Source organism: Agrobacterium sp. V1, assembly GCF_030518355.1.
Lineage (GTDB): Bacteria > Pseudomonadota > Alphaproteobacteria > Rhizobiales > Rhizobiaceae > Agrobacterium > Agrobacterium cucumeris.
Map to the genome: position 1 here is coordinate 206655 of NZ_JAULSF010000001.1, position 11989 is coordinate 218643.

Below are 11989 nucleotides of genomic sequence, written 5' to 3' on the forward strand. Positions count from 1 at the left end.
CCCGGCGTGGGCAGGTGCGGAGACAAGGCGCGGGCTTCCGGAACAGGCCGCCTTCATCCTCGCACAAGTTTGAACACCTAACGTCGGGGCAATATCGGCTGGATCGCATGGCGTGATCCGGCCGGAGTAATGGAAGAGACGGACAGGGTAGCAAGGATGACGGTGGTGCCGCCAAACGGCTTAAATCGCAGGCAAGGAAACATGTCTCGCCTCTCTGGCCAGTTTTGCCGGGGGCGTACATGAGCGCCTCCATTGCAAGATATCTCAAGGATTTCGGTGACAGCCAGCCCGCCGGGCTGGCGTTTGGCGATCCACTGGCGGATGCCGAGGGCATGTCCGGTTTCGGCGATGTCGCGGCCGGTTTCGATGAATTCGAGACCGTCGATGTCGAAAGCGAAAAACAGGCTGCCTATGCCCGTGGCCGCGACGAGGCGACCCGCGAAATCACTGAGAAGATGCAGGCCGAGCGGGATGCTTTAGTGGCTTCCCATGCGGCCGAACTGGAGGCCCTGCGTTCCGTCTATCTCGAGGAGATCGCGGTTTTCCTGTCCCGTGGTCTGCGTGAGGGCATCGATGCGATCGCTTCCAATCTCAGCGAACAGACGGCCGGTATTCTTGCCTCCGTTTTGACGGAAGAGCTGTCGCTCAAGGCGGTTTCGGCGCTGGCGGATGTGGTGCGCGCTTCCATGCCGGATGGCGAGGCTGTCACGATTGTTGTCAAAGGTCCCAGAGATTTGTTCGAACATTTGAAGGCCCAACCGGGCTTCGAAGAAGAAACGATGAAATTTACCGAGACCACGGACATCGACCTTTCCGTCGAACTGGGTGAAAGCGTGTTCGTGACCCGCATGTCGGCCTGGGCGTCCAGTCTTCGCAAGGTGATGAAATGAGTGAAGGCGAAAATCACCACCACGGCAAAAACGAGATCATCATCGTCAAACGCCACAAGGGTGGCCACGATGGCGCCCATGGCGGCGCGTGGAAAATCGCCTATGCCGACTTCATGACGGCGATGATGGCGTTCTTCCTCGTCATGTGGCTGGTCAATGCCGCCAATGAGGAGACCAAGGCCTCGGTCGCCAGCTATTTCAATCCGATCAAACTGTCCGATGAAAAACCCTCGTCCAAGGGGCTGGAAAAGCCCGTGGACAAGGAAGAGGGTGTCCAGAAAAAGGACCAGTCGAATATCAAGGCGGAAAAGGTAACCCAGGGCTCTGCCGCGGCGACGGGTGAGGACCTGACGTCCCAGACTGGCGAACAGTCGAATTTCTCGGAAGCCGACTTCTTCGAGAACCCTTATTCGGTATTGGCGGAAATCGCCCAGCAGGTTGGGCAGCAGGCCAATGTCAGCGCCAAGGGCGAAGGCGGTGCTGCCGATTCCGGCCCGGCGACGGGCGCAAGCGGTGGTGAAGCCTATCGTGATCCCTTCGATCCCGATTTCTGGACCCAGCAGGTGAAGATCACCCGCGCCGACCAGCAGCAGAACCCGACGGAGCCGCAGCAGACGGCGGAGAAGCAGCAGGATGCGGACAAGGATGCCGAAGCGGTGTCAGCTGCAGCGTCTCAAAAGCCCGCTGATCATTCGCAAGACGGCAAGCCGATGGAAATTGCCGCCGTTGTGCCGCAGCAGCGCCCGGACGCTACCGAGCAGGCCGCGCTCGTAAAATCTCAGCCGGATGAGAAGCAAGCCGCGGATGAGAAGCAACCCACTGACGCCGAATGGCAAAAGGCCGACACGCTGCGCGAAGAAATTGAAAAGCAGATTTCAGGCATTACCGGCAGGCTCTCTGAAGGCCTGGTGGTGACGCCGGCCGAAGGCGGGTTGCTGCTGACCATTTCCGACCAGTCGGAGACGCCGATGTTCAACGTCGGGTCGGCCGTACCCCGGGGTGAAATGGTTCTGGCCATGGAAAAGATCGGCAAGTTGCTTCAGGAGCGTGGCGGCAGCGTGGTGATCCGCGGCCACACCGACGGACGGCAGTTCAAGGGTGAAGCCAATGACAACTGGCGGCTCTCCATGGATCGCGCGCACAGCGCCTATTACATGCTGGTGCGTGGCGGCCTGTCGGAAGAGCGGGTGAAGCAGGTTTCGGGCTTTGCGGATCGCAGATTGCAGGTGCCGGCAGACCCTCTGGCGGATGCCAACCGCCGTATCGAAATCCTGCTTGAGGCTGATCGGGGGTGAGTGTGACGAATTCCTCGAAACGCTGGCTTTTTCTCGCGGCGACGCTTTGCGGCCTTGGTGCCGAGCCGATCAAGGCATTCTCGCAATCGCAAGACAGCCTCATGCCCTATGCCATGTTGCGCTCCCTGCAATTCGTGCAGGATTCGGTTGCCATGGGCGACCATTCGGCAACGGAAATGCAGCGCTTCCTGCTCCAGACGATCGATGAGCGGCTTAAAAGTGCACCGTCGGCGATCTTCAAGGACCCGCGTAATGTCGATGCGGCGCTTGTCTATGCCATGAGCGGCGGTAATCCGGCGACGCTGGAATTGCTGGTCGCGCGCGATGTGGACGGCAATTTCGACAGTCGCGTCGCCGATATCCTGCGCAAATACCTCTCGGGCAAGGGAACGCTGGTGGCGCAGAGCATTGCAGCCATGGTGCCCGAATATCGCGGCACCCGGATCGGCGCCTATTTGGCACTGATCGGCGGTAATGTGACGATCCCGCGTGATCCGCTGGCGGCCCTCGGTTTTTACGACATAGCCCGGCTCGAAGCGCCAGGCACCATCGTCGAGGAGGCCGCTCTTCGCCGCTCTCTGGCGATTGCGGTTGAAGACGGTGATGCGGCGCGCGGTGTTGATTATGCGCAGCGTTACGCGCGGCGCTTCCTGCATTCCCCCTATGCCAGCCAGTTTGCAGATCTTCTGGTCTCGCTGGTGGTCAAGCGGGCGGATTCCATCAGCGAGGAAGCGATACAGGAAACATTCGCCATGATGGACACGGAGAGGCAGAAGGAAGCCTATCTGCGTCTCTCCCGTGTGGCGGCAATCAGCGGCAAGGACGGGCTGGCACGCATGGCGGCGCTGAAGGCGAAAGCTCTGTCTCCCGCCCTGCCGGACCAGCCGGAAGCGCAGGCAAATCTTTATGAAAGCCTTTCCAACATCGGCACGCCCGATGTGGTGAGTGCGATTGAGACAATCGTGCAGATCCCCGAAGGGCAGCTTTCGGATCGCGACAGGGCGCTGCGGGATGCAGCAAGGGCGATCGCCGAGCAAGTGGTTCGCCCACCCTCGTTGCAGCCGGGGCAGCCCGGCGCCGAGGTCGGCGCTGCGATTACCCAGCAGGATGCCAGACAGAACCCATCCTCGAATGGGGCAGCTGGCACTGGCGAAAAGAGCATATGGCGGGTTGAAACCCACAAGGCTGACGATGAGGGCGAGGATGTGCGGCAACTCGTAACGAGCGGCCGCAGCAAGCTTGATGAAATCGACAGCCTGTTGAAGAAAGGCGAGGGGGCACCATGATCGACGGAACCATCAACGCGATAGTGAATGCGCCGTATAATGATCCGCGTGCCGGCAGCGCCGCTGTCAGGGACGATGCCAAGGGCGGAAGTTTCGGCGAGGTGCTGTCCACCGTTCGCGATGAGCGCCCAACGCAGGCACCGCATTCCCGCCATCAGCAGGAAGCAGGTTCGGCTGAGGAGCAGCACGCGCAGCCAGAAGGTGGCGAAGAGGAAACAAAGACGCCGGTCAAGCGGCCTGCGACCTTCCTGAATGTAATCGGCAACGACCATTCCGCAGAAGGCCGCAGCCATGAGATGGCAGGCGAACTTCAGAACGCGGGGAAACCGGCGCGCACATCGGTCGAAAACGGCAAGACCGGCAAGAAGCTCAAGGACGACGCCGACAAGGATACGGAAACGACGGCGGATGCCATTGATCCGAAACTGGCGGATTTGAATAAGATCGCGACCAGTGTCGGCGATATCGCAACAGCCAAGACACCGCTTGAGGAAATCGCGCAGGCGATCGCCGGCAAGGCCGATCCGGTCAAGTCCGACAGGACCGAGACTGTCCGTGGCAAGACGGAGCCTTCGCCCAAGGACATGCCGACACGAGCCGAGCTTGCTGGCAATGAGGCCGAATCCGGCTCGGATAGTGAAAACGGTGCTTCGGCATTCCGCTTCGCCTCCGCGCGCTCCGGGACGTCCCGTGCACTCGATATGAGCACGGTTCAGCGTGAAGGCCGCGTTGAATTTGATGCCCGGGAGAGCACCGGCAAGGCGGCCGATACCATAACGGTGCTCGATTCACGGCGGTTTATCGGCCTGGCGCCATCGACCAACGCATCGGCACTGACCGGTCTCATCGCCAATGATCCGGAATGGGTCAGCGCCATGCAGCCCGGCTCGTCGTTTTCCAACGCCGCTGCCCAGAGCAGCACAGGCAAGGTTGTCCATACGCTGAAGCTGCATATGACGCCGATCGAGCTTGGATCGGTGACGATGTCACTGCGTCTGGCCGGTGACGAGCTCGCCGTTCACATGACGGTGGAGAGCGTTGCGGCCTATAAAAAGCTTCAGGAAGACAGCAAGAGCATTCTTGATGGCCTGAAAGCGCAGGGTCTGACGGTCGATAACATCACCATCAGCATCTCTTCTTCCGACAAGAGTGACCAAACGGGCACACAAGGCAATAATCAGCAAAATCAGCAGGCGCAGCAGCAGGGCCAGCAGGCAGCTGCGGGCCGCAACCGTGACGAGTCCGGCGCACGCGATGGCCGGCAAGGCAATGGTGATAATTTGGGGGTGCATAATGAAGGCATGGATGGCGCTCTCGGCTCTGGCCGTTCTTCTGCTGACAATGGCGTCTACCTCTGAAAAAGCCTCGGCTTCGGCAACATCAGGTGTCTGTGAAAGGGAAATCCAGTCCGCCGCCCGCAAATATGGCGTGCCGGAGGGAATTCTCTATTCCGTTGGCCTGACCGAGACGGGCCGTAAGGGGCGGCTTGACCCCAATGCCATGAATATTGAAGGAAAACCGGTATTTGCCGCATCCACGGAGGAGGCATTGACCACTTTCGAGACGGCGAAGCGCAATGGCGCCAAGCTGATCGACCTCGGATGTATGCAGATAAACCACTATTTTCACGGCGAAAACTTCACGTCCGCGCGCGAAATGTTCGATCCGCGCCGCAATGTCGAATATGCCGCCATGTTCCTGCGCAACCTCCATAACAGGCATGAAACCTGGACCATGGCGGTTGCCCGTTACCATGCCGGTCCGAACAATGACCCCGCGCAGAAGAAATATGTCTGTCGGGTCATCGCCAATCTGGTGGCGACCGGTTACGGAAAATGGACTGCCAACGCGAAAAATTTCTGCGACGGATAACAACCTGAAATTGTCTTTAAGGGTCGTAGGACTCGTAATTTGAAATGTGGCGATAGATTGATCAAAAAAAGGCGTTGCAAGCGGTTTTTTCGGATTTTTAAAATTTTTACACAAAAATTTTGTGCCATATATGGTTAACAACCACTATATATAGATCAAATCGGCACAAAATAGTTAATCAATTATTAATAACTATCGATGATTTCCTACAGTTGTCGCTGAATCCCCCGATTCTTATCAATGCCTCATTGGAAAACACCACACTGATTCGGAGGCGGACGAATGATCGTAGTGGTTGATGAGCGCGAGCTCGTTAAAGACGGCTATACATCTCTATTTGGGCGTGAGGGCATCCCCTCAACCGGGTTCGATCCGGTTGAATTCGGGGAATGGGTCTCGACGGCGGCGGAAAGCGATCTTGCGGCCGTGGAGGCCTTTTTGATCGGCCAGGGCGACCGGAGCTTCTCTTTGCCGAAGGCGATCAGGGATCGCACGACGGCGCCGGTTATCGCGGTCAGCGACCAGCCCTCGCTGGAATCGACGCTGGCACTGTTCGACAGCGGCGTCGACGATGTCGTGCGCAAACCGGTTCACCCCCGTGAAATCCTGGCGCGTGCGGCGGCGATCCGTCGCCGGCTGCAGGTCATCTCCAACTTCACCGATGCCGGACCTATCCGGGTTTTCTCCGATGGCCGTGATCCGGAAGTCGGTGGTGAAGTATTTCCCTTGCCGCGCCGCGAGCGCCGCATCCTGGAATATTTGATCGCCAATCGCGGACGCCGCGTCTCCAAGACGCAGATTTTCAATGCCATCTACGGCATCTTCGATGACGACGTCGAAGAGAATGTCGTCGAAAGCCACATCAGCAAGCTGCGCAAGAAACTGCGCAAGAAGCTCGGCTACGACCCGGTCGATTCCAAGCGGTTCCTCGGCTACAGCATTGATTGGCAATGATCTTCATTGACCCGCGTGGTCTTTTTCAAACGCGGTATTTCAGACAGCTTCACGCAAGCCAAACGCTTTACCTTCTCCCTGAAAGATGACCACGAGGGTTTTTGAATGAGTATTTTCGGCACTATGCGAACCGGTGTGTCCGGCATGAATGCGCAGGCGAACAAGCTGGGCACCGTGGGCGACAACATCGCCAACGCAAGCACCACCGGCTACAAGCGCGCATCGACGTCGTTCTCCTCGCTCGTTCTGCCCTCTTCGTCGGGCAGCTATGCCTCCGGCGGCGTGCAGTCCAACGTACGCTATAGCATTTCGGAGCAGGGCAACCTCTCCTACACCACCTCGAGCACCGATCTTGCCATCCAGGGCAACGGGTTCTTCGTGGTTCAGGATGGTGCAGGCACGCCTTACCTCACACGCGCCGGTTCCTTCGTGAAGAATGCCGAAGGTTATCTGGAAAACGCAGCGGGCTTCCAGCTGATGGGTTACCCCTACGGCTCCAACCCGCCGGCTGCCGTCGTTAACGGCTTTACCGGTCTTGAGGCCATCAACGTCAACAACTTCGGTCTGACGGCGTCGCCCTCGACGCAGGGTAGCTTCCCGGCCAACCTTAATCGTGACGAAGCAATCGTACCGACGGGTTCGCGCCCCAGTGACAACGTCGCAACCGCAAAGATCGGCGCAAAGACATCGCTGACGGCATTCGACAGCGGTGGTGCCAAAGTCCTTTACGATTTCTATTATACGCGCATCGACAATGACACGTCCGGCAATCCGCAATGGGAAGTGTCGGTCTATCGTCAGGATCAGTCGACGAATGGCGGTTTCCCGTATACGGCAACACCGGCTGCAAATCTGGTGCAGGAGAAGGTAACGCTGGTCTTCGATCCGGCGACCAACAAGCTGAAAACCGGAACCCCTGCATCTCCGACATCCATCACCATCGACGACCAGGTCAGCGGCGTAGCGCAGTCGATCAAGATCGATCTGTCCGAAATGACGCAGTTCTCCTCGAAGTTCACGCCCGGCACCGCGATCCTGAACGGTAATGGTCCGAGCCAGATCAAGGATGTCGAAATCGGCAAGGACGGTGTGGTGACCGCGGTTTACCAGGATGGTGGCCGCCGCAACATCTACCAGCTGGCGCTGGCAACCGTGCCGAGCGTCGACAACCTCAGCCCGCAGAACGGCAACGTCTATCTGCCCAGCAACGAGTCGGGCGTCGTTACCATCGGTTTCGCGCAGACGGGCAGCTTCGGTTACATCCAGAAGGGTGCACTGGAAGGCTCAAACGTCGATATCGCCAGTGAACTCACCGACATGATTGAATCCCAGCGTATCTATACCGCGAATTCGAAGGTCTTCCAGACTGGATCGGATTTGATGGATGTCCTGATCAATCTGAAGAGATAGTAATTCCTACGAGGACAGATGAATGTCGCTCACGTCAGCAATGAATACTGCGCAGTCGATTTTCAATAATACAGGTAAGCAGACAGACGTTACTTCGAAAAATATTGCCAATGTCGGCAATGCGAATTACGTCAAGCGAACCGCCATTCTCGGCACGACCATGGCCGGAGCGAGTATCGTCTCCAATGGCCGTGCCCAGAATGAAAGTCTTCTCAGGCAGACGATCTCCAGCGCCTCGCTGGCCACCGGTCAGAACACCGTTCTGACCGGCCTTGAGGAGATGAAGAGCATTTTCGGCGGCAACAATTATGAAAGTTCGCCGTCCACCTACATGAAGGAATTGCTGAAGAGCCTGAGCGGTTACGCCGCCAAGCCGAGCAATGCTGCCCTTGCGGCAACGGCTGTGACCTCGGCTGCGGATGTCGCCAGTTCCCTGAACAAGGCGTCTTCCGAATTGCAGGCGATGCGTCTGCGTGCCGACAAGGAAATCTCCCTTCAGGTCGACAAGCTGAACGGCCTGCTCGCAAAATTCGAGGAAGCCAATAACGAGGTCAAGGCGCAGACGGCGATCGGCGGTGATCCGAGCGACGCCCTTGATCAGCGCGAGACCCTGTTGAAGGACATTTCGTCCATCATCGGCATCAATGTCGTCAATCGTCCAAACAACGATGTGGCGCTTTACACGACGGAAGGCGCGACCCTCTTCGAGGTGGTGCCGCGCAAGGTCACCTTCAAGGCGCAGCCGGGCTACGATGCGACGACCACTGGCAATGCGATCTATGTGGACGGCGTGGCGCTCAAGGCCGGCAATGGCAGCAACACGACAGCAGAAGGATCACTGCAGGGTCTGATGCAGGTCCGCGACGATCTGGCGCCGACCATGCAAAGCCAGCTCGACGAAATCGCCCGTGGCCTGATCTCCATGTTTGCGGAAAAGCCGATCACGCAGCCGGCACCGCCCGCGACGCCCCTGACGGCGAAACCTGGCCTCTTCACATGGGCGGGAGCAACGGCCACAAGCGAAATTCCTCCCGCTGGCGTTATCGTTCCGGGACTTGCTGCCAGCATCAACGTCAACTCCGCGTTAATTATTTCGAAAGGTGGAAACCCGGAATTGTTGCGCGACGGCGGCATCAACGGTACCGCTTATATTGTCAATACCACAGCTACGGGCGGCACTGGCTTTTCCGCCCTGATCGACAGCTATGTGACCGCATTCGACGCGCCCATGAATTTTGCCGCGTCGACACGTATCGATACGAATACCAGCATCTTGAAATACGGCACCAACTCGATGGGTTGGCTCGAACAGGAACGATCCGGTGCGACTTCGGCGAACGAAGCGAAAAGCGCGCTCTATGAGCGCTCCGCCGCCTCCTATTCGAACAACACGGCGGTGAGCCTGGATGAGGAGCTGTCGCTGCTCATGGATATCGAGCAGTCTTACAAGGCAGCCACCAAGCTGGTGACCACCGTCGATGAAATGCTCAAGTCCTTGATGGACATGGTGAGGTAAAAGATGAAAACGTCATTCATTTCATCGCTGGCGATGCAGAACAGCATGCGCAGCACCATCCTCAAGGCCCAGCTTGAGATGACCAAGCTCAATACCGAACTGACAACGGGCAAGCATGCGGATCTCGGCGTCACGCTCGGCGCCAACACGGCCCGCAGCCTCGATCTCAATCGGGATGTGGAGCGAATTTCGTCGCTTGTCACGGTCAATTCCTTTGCGACGCAACGTCTTGAATCGTCGCAGACCGCATTGGACGGCATGGCAAAGGCCGCCCAGGAGATCCTCGGCGTTCTGGTGCCGAATACCAGCAGCGCGCAGCCCACGCTTGCCACCGTCAACCAGAAAATCACCAATGCGCTCAACAATTTCACCAGCTTCGCGAACACTGCCGTTGATGGCGAATATCTGTTTTCCGGTACGAATACGGATGTGAAGCCGGTCGATGACTATTTCGCCGATGGTTCGACGCTGAAGACCGCTTATAATGATGAGCTGAACCATTTCATGGCGACGCAGACGCCGCCGGTCGGAAGCATCGCCAACCTGTCCAAGGATCAGGTCAATGCCTTCATGACCCATATGGAAGGCGTATTCAACGGCACCACGACGGTCACCAATCCGCCGCATAGCAGTCTTGCCACCGGTCAGAACGTTGATTTCTGGACGACGTTCGGCTCCAAGGCCAGCGACACCAACATGACGAGCCGGATCAGCCAGAACGAAGTGATCGAGACATCGACCAACAGCAATTCGCAGGGCATGCGTTATTTCGCGATGACGGCAATGACGGCGATGACCTTCCTCGATGACAAGGTTCCGAGCGATGTCCGTGAAGCTGTCGCCACCCGCGCGGTTACGACAATCGGTACCGCAATCGACGGTTTGAACCAGCAGGCCAGCGGTCTCGGTCTCTCTCAGGAACGCGTCAAGAAGTCGAACGACTCTTTGGCGGCGCAGAAGAAGATCATCGAGACGCATCTGCTGGATATCGAAGGTATCGATACCTACGAAGCGAAGACCCGTCTCGACCTGCTGCAGCAGCAGATCGAAATCGCCTACAGCCTGACGTCGCGTCTGCAAAAAATGAGTCTGGTGAACTACCTCTGATGAACAGGGGTGGCGGCAGATAAAGGATACATGAATGTACCAGTTTTCCTACGCCGAAATCATGGAGGATGGTGTCGCAGACGCGAAGGATCGCGAGCGACAGGCGTTGACAAAATCGATCGAACTGCTTGTGGAAGCGAAGGATTCGTCTTCCCAGCGCCATACGATCGAAGCACTTTTTTACACTCGGCGGGTCTGGATCCGCTTCATTGAGGACCTCAAGCAGCCGGACAACCAACTGGCTATGGAGCTGAGGGCCAATCTGATCTCGATCGCGATCTGGATTTTGAAAGAGTGCGAACTGATCCGGAAACGTCAGTCGACGAATTTCCAGGGCATAATTGACGTGACAACCATCATCAGGGATGGACTGAAATGAAAAGTACACTTCGAATCTCGCTGAAATCAGGCGAAAAGATTTTCATCAACGGCGCGGTCTTGCGGGTGGATCGCAAAGTGGCGCTCGAATTCCTGAACGATGTCACGTTCCTGCTTGAAAACCACGTGCTGCAGCCGGAGCAGGCGACAACGCCGCTGAGGCAGCTTTATTTCATCGCGCAGATGATCCTCATCAACCCGGAAGGGCGTGAACAGTCTACGAACATGTTCCGCAAGTCCGTGAGCATGCTGCTGAACTGCTTCCAGCATGATGAGATATTGGCGGAACTCAAGCGGATCGACGGGCTGGTTGCCTCGGGCAAGGCTTTTGAGGCGCTGAAGGCCATTCGCGGTCTTTATCCGACCGAGGAAAAAATCCTCAACAATCAGGAAATGACCCCCGCAACGATCGAACAGATTCGCAAGGAGATCGCACCATGGCGGTAGATGCAGTCAACTCGGCAGCCTCTAACCCCTGGGCCAATGCCGGGGCGAGCAGCAATGACAAGAACGCAGCTTCGCTGAACTACGACAGCTTTCTGAAGCTCCTCATCGCCCAGATGAAGAACCAGGATCCGACCAGCCCGATGGATGCCGGTCAGCAGATGTCGCAGCTGGCAAGCTTCTCGCAGGTTGAACAGACGATCAAGACCAACACCCATCTGAAGAGCATGCTGCAGGCCGAAGCCCTAACGCGCGCTTCCGATCTGGTCGGCAAGACGGTCAAGAGCGCCGACGACAAGGTCACCGGTGTGGTGAAGGAAGTCGAGGTCTATTCGGACGGCGTTGTCGCCATTACCGAAGCTGGTGACAAAGTGCTGCTGCAGGCCGGTGTGAGCTTCTCGAACGGCCCGATCGAGACTAAACCTGAAGGTGGTACCGATTCGGATAAGCCTGCCGATTCGTGATAATGTAGGGGCGGTATGATGCCGCCCTTCTGAATAAAGGATGCGACGATGAACGAGGCCGATGCGCTTGATATCATGCAGGCAGCAGTCTGGACTGTTCTCGTCGCGGCCGGTCCGGCCGTTCTGGCCGCCATGATCGTCGGTGTCGCCATTGCCTTCATACAGGCCCTGACCCAGGTTCAGGAAATGACGCTGACATTTGTTCCCAAAATCGTCACGATCATGCTCGTGCTTGGCATTGCCGCCCCCTTTGTGGGTGCGCAGATCGCCCTTTTTTCCAATCTCGTCTTTTCGCGCGTCCAGTCCGGCTTCTGATATCCGCGCGCTGCGGATGCCACCCTCGCGCAAGCTTCAGCGACTAGTGATAGGCTGA

Annotated in this window: 13 protein-coding genes; all 13 read left to right on the plus strand. The window is 57.6% G+C overall.

All coding sequences use genetic code 11. From position 1 onward, the window contains the following. Nucleotides 1-239: 239 nt before the first annotated feature. The 13 genes from QSV77_RS01010 (at nt 240) to QSV77_RS01070 (ending at nt 11931) form a co-directional block, all read left to right on the plus strand. Nucleotides 240-890 carry a hypothetical protein gene (locus QSV77_RS01010; RefSeq protein WP_302732272.1) on the plus strand — a complete coding sequence of 217 codons (651 nt, stop codon included), beginning with the start codon at nt 240-242 and terminating at the stop codon, nt 888-890. Then, nucleotides 887-2185: a MotB family protein gene (locus tag QSV77_RS01015; RefSeq protein WP_269698651.1), complete on the plus strand. Its 1299-nt coding sequence runs from the start codon at nt 887-889 to the stop codon at nt 2183-2185. Before QSV77_RS01010 ends, QSV77_RS01015 begins: the two co-directional genes overlap by 4 nt. Further along, the gene (gene motC, locus QSV77_RS01020) at nt 2182-3471 is read left to right on the plus strand and encodes a chemotaxis protein MotC (protein WP_368045848.1); all 1290 of its coding nucleotides are present in this window, start codon (nt 2182-2184) and stop codon (nt 3469-3471) included. Before QSV77_RS01015 ends, motC begins: the two co-directional genes overlap by 4 nt. Then, the gene (locus QSV77_RS01025) at nt 3468-4829 is read left to right on the plus strand and encodes a flagellar hook-length control protein FliK (RefSeq protein WP_302732274.1); all 1362 of its coding nucleotides are present in this window, start codon (nt 3468-3470) and stop codon (nt 4827-4829) included. The genes motC and QSV77_RS01025 overlap by 4 nt, the downstream gene beginning before the upstream one ends. After that, nucleotides 4777-5343 carry a lytic transglycosylase domain-containing protein gene (locus QSV77_RS01030; protein WP_271361436.1) on the plus strand — a complete coding sequence of 189 codons (567 nt, stop codon included), beginning with the start codon at nt 4777-4779 and terminating at the stop codon, nt 5341-5343. The genes QSV77_RS01025 and QSV77_RS01030 overlap by 53 nt, the downstream gene beginning before the upstream one ends. Nucleotides 5344-5625: 282 nt before the next feature. Then, nucleotides 5626-6297, plus strand: coding sequence for a response regulator transcription factor (locus QSV77_RS01035; RefSeq protein ID WP_046800597.1), 672 nt, complete (start codon nt 5626-5628; stop codon nt 6295-6297). Between the two features lie 105 nt (nt 6298-6402). After that, nucleotides 6403-7707 carry a flagellar hook protein FlgE gene (locus QSV77_RS01040; protein WP_142841146.1) on the plus strand — a complete coding sequence of 435 codons (1305 nt, stop codon included), beginning with the start codon at nt 6403-6405 and terminating at the stop codon, nt 7705-7707. Nucleotides 7708-7729: 22 nt separating this feature from the next. After that, entirely contained in the window at nt 7730-9223 is a 1494-nt protein-coding gene (gene flgK / locus QSV77_RS01045) for a flagellar hook-associated protein FlgK (RefSeq protein WP_142841147.1), read from the plus strand. Between the two features lie 3 nt (nt 9224-9226). Further along, complete coding sequence (locus QSV77_RS01050) at nt 9227-10330, plus strand: flagellar hook-associated family protein (protein WP_142841149.1); 1104 nt, start codon at nt 9227-9229, stop codon at nt 10328-10330. Nucleotides 10331-10364: 34 nt separating this feature from the next. Next, on the plus strand, nt 10365-10709 hold the full coding sequence (flaF, locus tag QSV77_RS01055; protein ID WP_045021979.1) for a flagellar biosynthesis regulator FlaF: 345 nt from the start codon (nt 10365-10367) through the stop codon (nt 10707-10709). Then, nucleotides 10706-11155 carry a flagellar biosynthesis repressor FlbT gene (gene flbT / locus QSV77_RS01060; protein WP_046800601.1) on the plus strand — a complete coding sequence of 150 codons (450 nt, stop codon included), beginning with the start codon at nt 10706-10708 and terminating at the stop codon, nt 11153-11155. Before flaF ends, flbT begins: the two co-directional genes overlap by 4 nt. Next, on the plus strand, nt 11146-11616 hold the full coding sequence (flgD, locus tag QSV77_RS01065; RefSeq protein ID WP_142841151.1) for a flagellar hook assembly protein FlgD: 471 nt from the start codon (nt 11146-11148) through the stop codon (nt 11614-11616). The genes flbT and flgD overlap by 10 nt, the downstream gene beginning before the upstream one ends. A 48-nt stretch (nt 11617-11664) precedes the next feature. Further along, nucleotides 11665-11931 (plus strand): flagellar biosynthetic protein FliQ, encoded by a 267-nt coding sequence (locus tag QSV77_RS01070; protein ID WP_142841153.1) that lies wholly within the window; start codon nt 11665-11667, stop codon nt 11929-11931. The last annotated feature ends 58 nt before the right edge of the window (nt 11932-11989 follow it).

Excerpts from the sequence above, each read along its gene's own strand:
- QSV77_RS01050 (WP_142841149.1), top strand. The coding sequence starts at position 9,227 with ATGAAAACGTCATTCATTTCATCGCTGGCGATGCAGAACAGCATGCGC.
- QSV77_RS01025 (WP_302732274.1), top strand. The coding sequence starts at position 3,468 with ATGATCGACGGAACCATCAACGCGATAGTGAATGCGCCGTATAATGAT.
- QSV77_RS01030 (WP_271361436.1), top strand. The coding sequence starts at position 4,777 with ATGGCGCTCTCGGCTCTGGCCGTTCTTCTGCTGACAATGGCGTCTACC.
- flgD (WP_142841151.1), top strand. The coding sequence starts at position 11,146 with ATGGCGGTAGATGCAGTCAACTCGGCAGCCTCTAACCCCTGGGCCAAT.
- flbT (WP_046800601.1), top strand. The coding sequence starts at position 10,706 with ATGAAAAGTACACTTCGAATCTCGCTGAAATCAGGCGAAAAGATTTTC.
- QSV77_RS01070 (WP_142841153.1), top strand. The coding sequence starts at position 11,665 with ATGAACGAGGCCGATGCGCTTGATATCATGCAGGCAGCAGTCTGGACT.
- flgK (WP_142841147.1), top strand. The coding sequence starts at position 7,730 with ATGTCGCTCACGTCAGCAATGAATACTGCGCAGTCGATTTTCAATAAT.
- QSV77_RS01035 (WP_046800597.1), top strand. The coding sequence starts at position 5,626 with ATGATCGTAGTGGTTGATGAGCGCGAGCTCGTTAAAGACGGCTATACA.
- QSV77_RS01015 (WP_269698651.1), top strand. The coding sequence starts at position 887 with ATGAGTGAAGGCGAAAATCACCACCACGGCAAAAACGAGATCATCATC.
- flaF (WP_045021979.1), top strand. The coding sequence starts at position 10,365 with ATGTACCAGTTTTCCTACGCCGAAATCATGGAGGATGGTGTCGCAGAC.
- QSV77_RS01010 (WP_302732272.1), top strand. The coding sequence starts at position 240 with ATGAGCGCCTCCATTGCAAGATATCTCAAGGATTTCGGTGACAGCCAG.
- QSV77_RS01040 (WP_142841146.1), top strand. The coding sequence starts at position 6,403 with ATGAGTATTTTCGGCACTATGCGAACCGGTGTGTCCGGCATGAATGCG.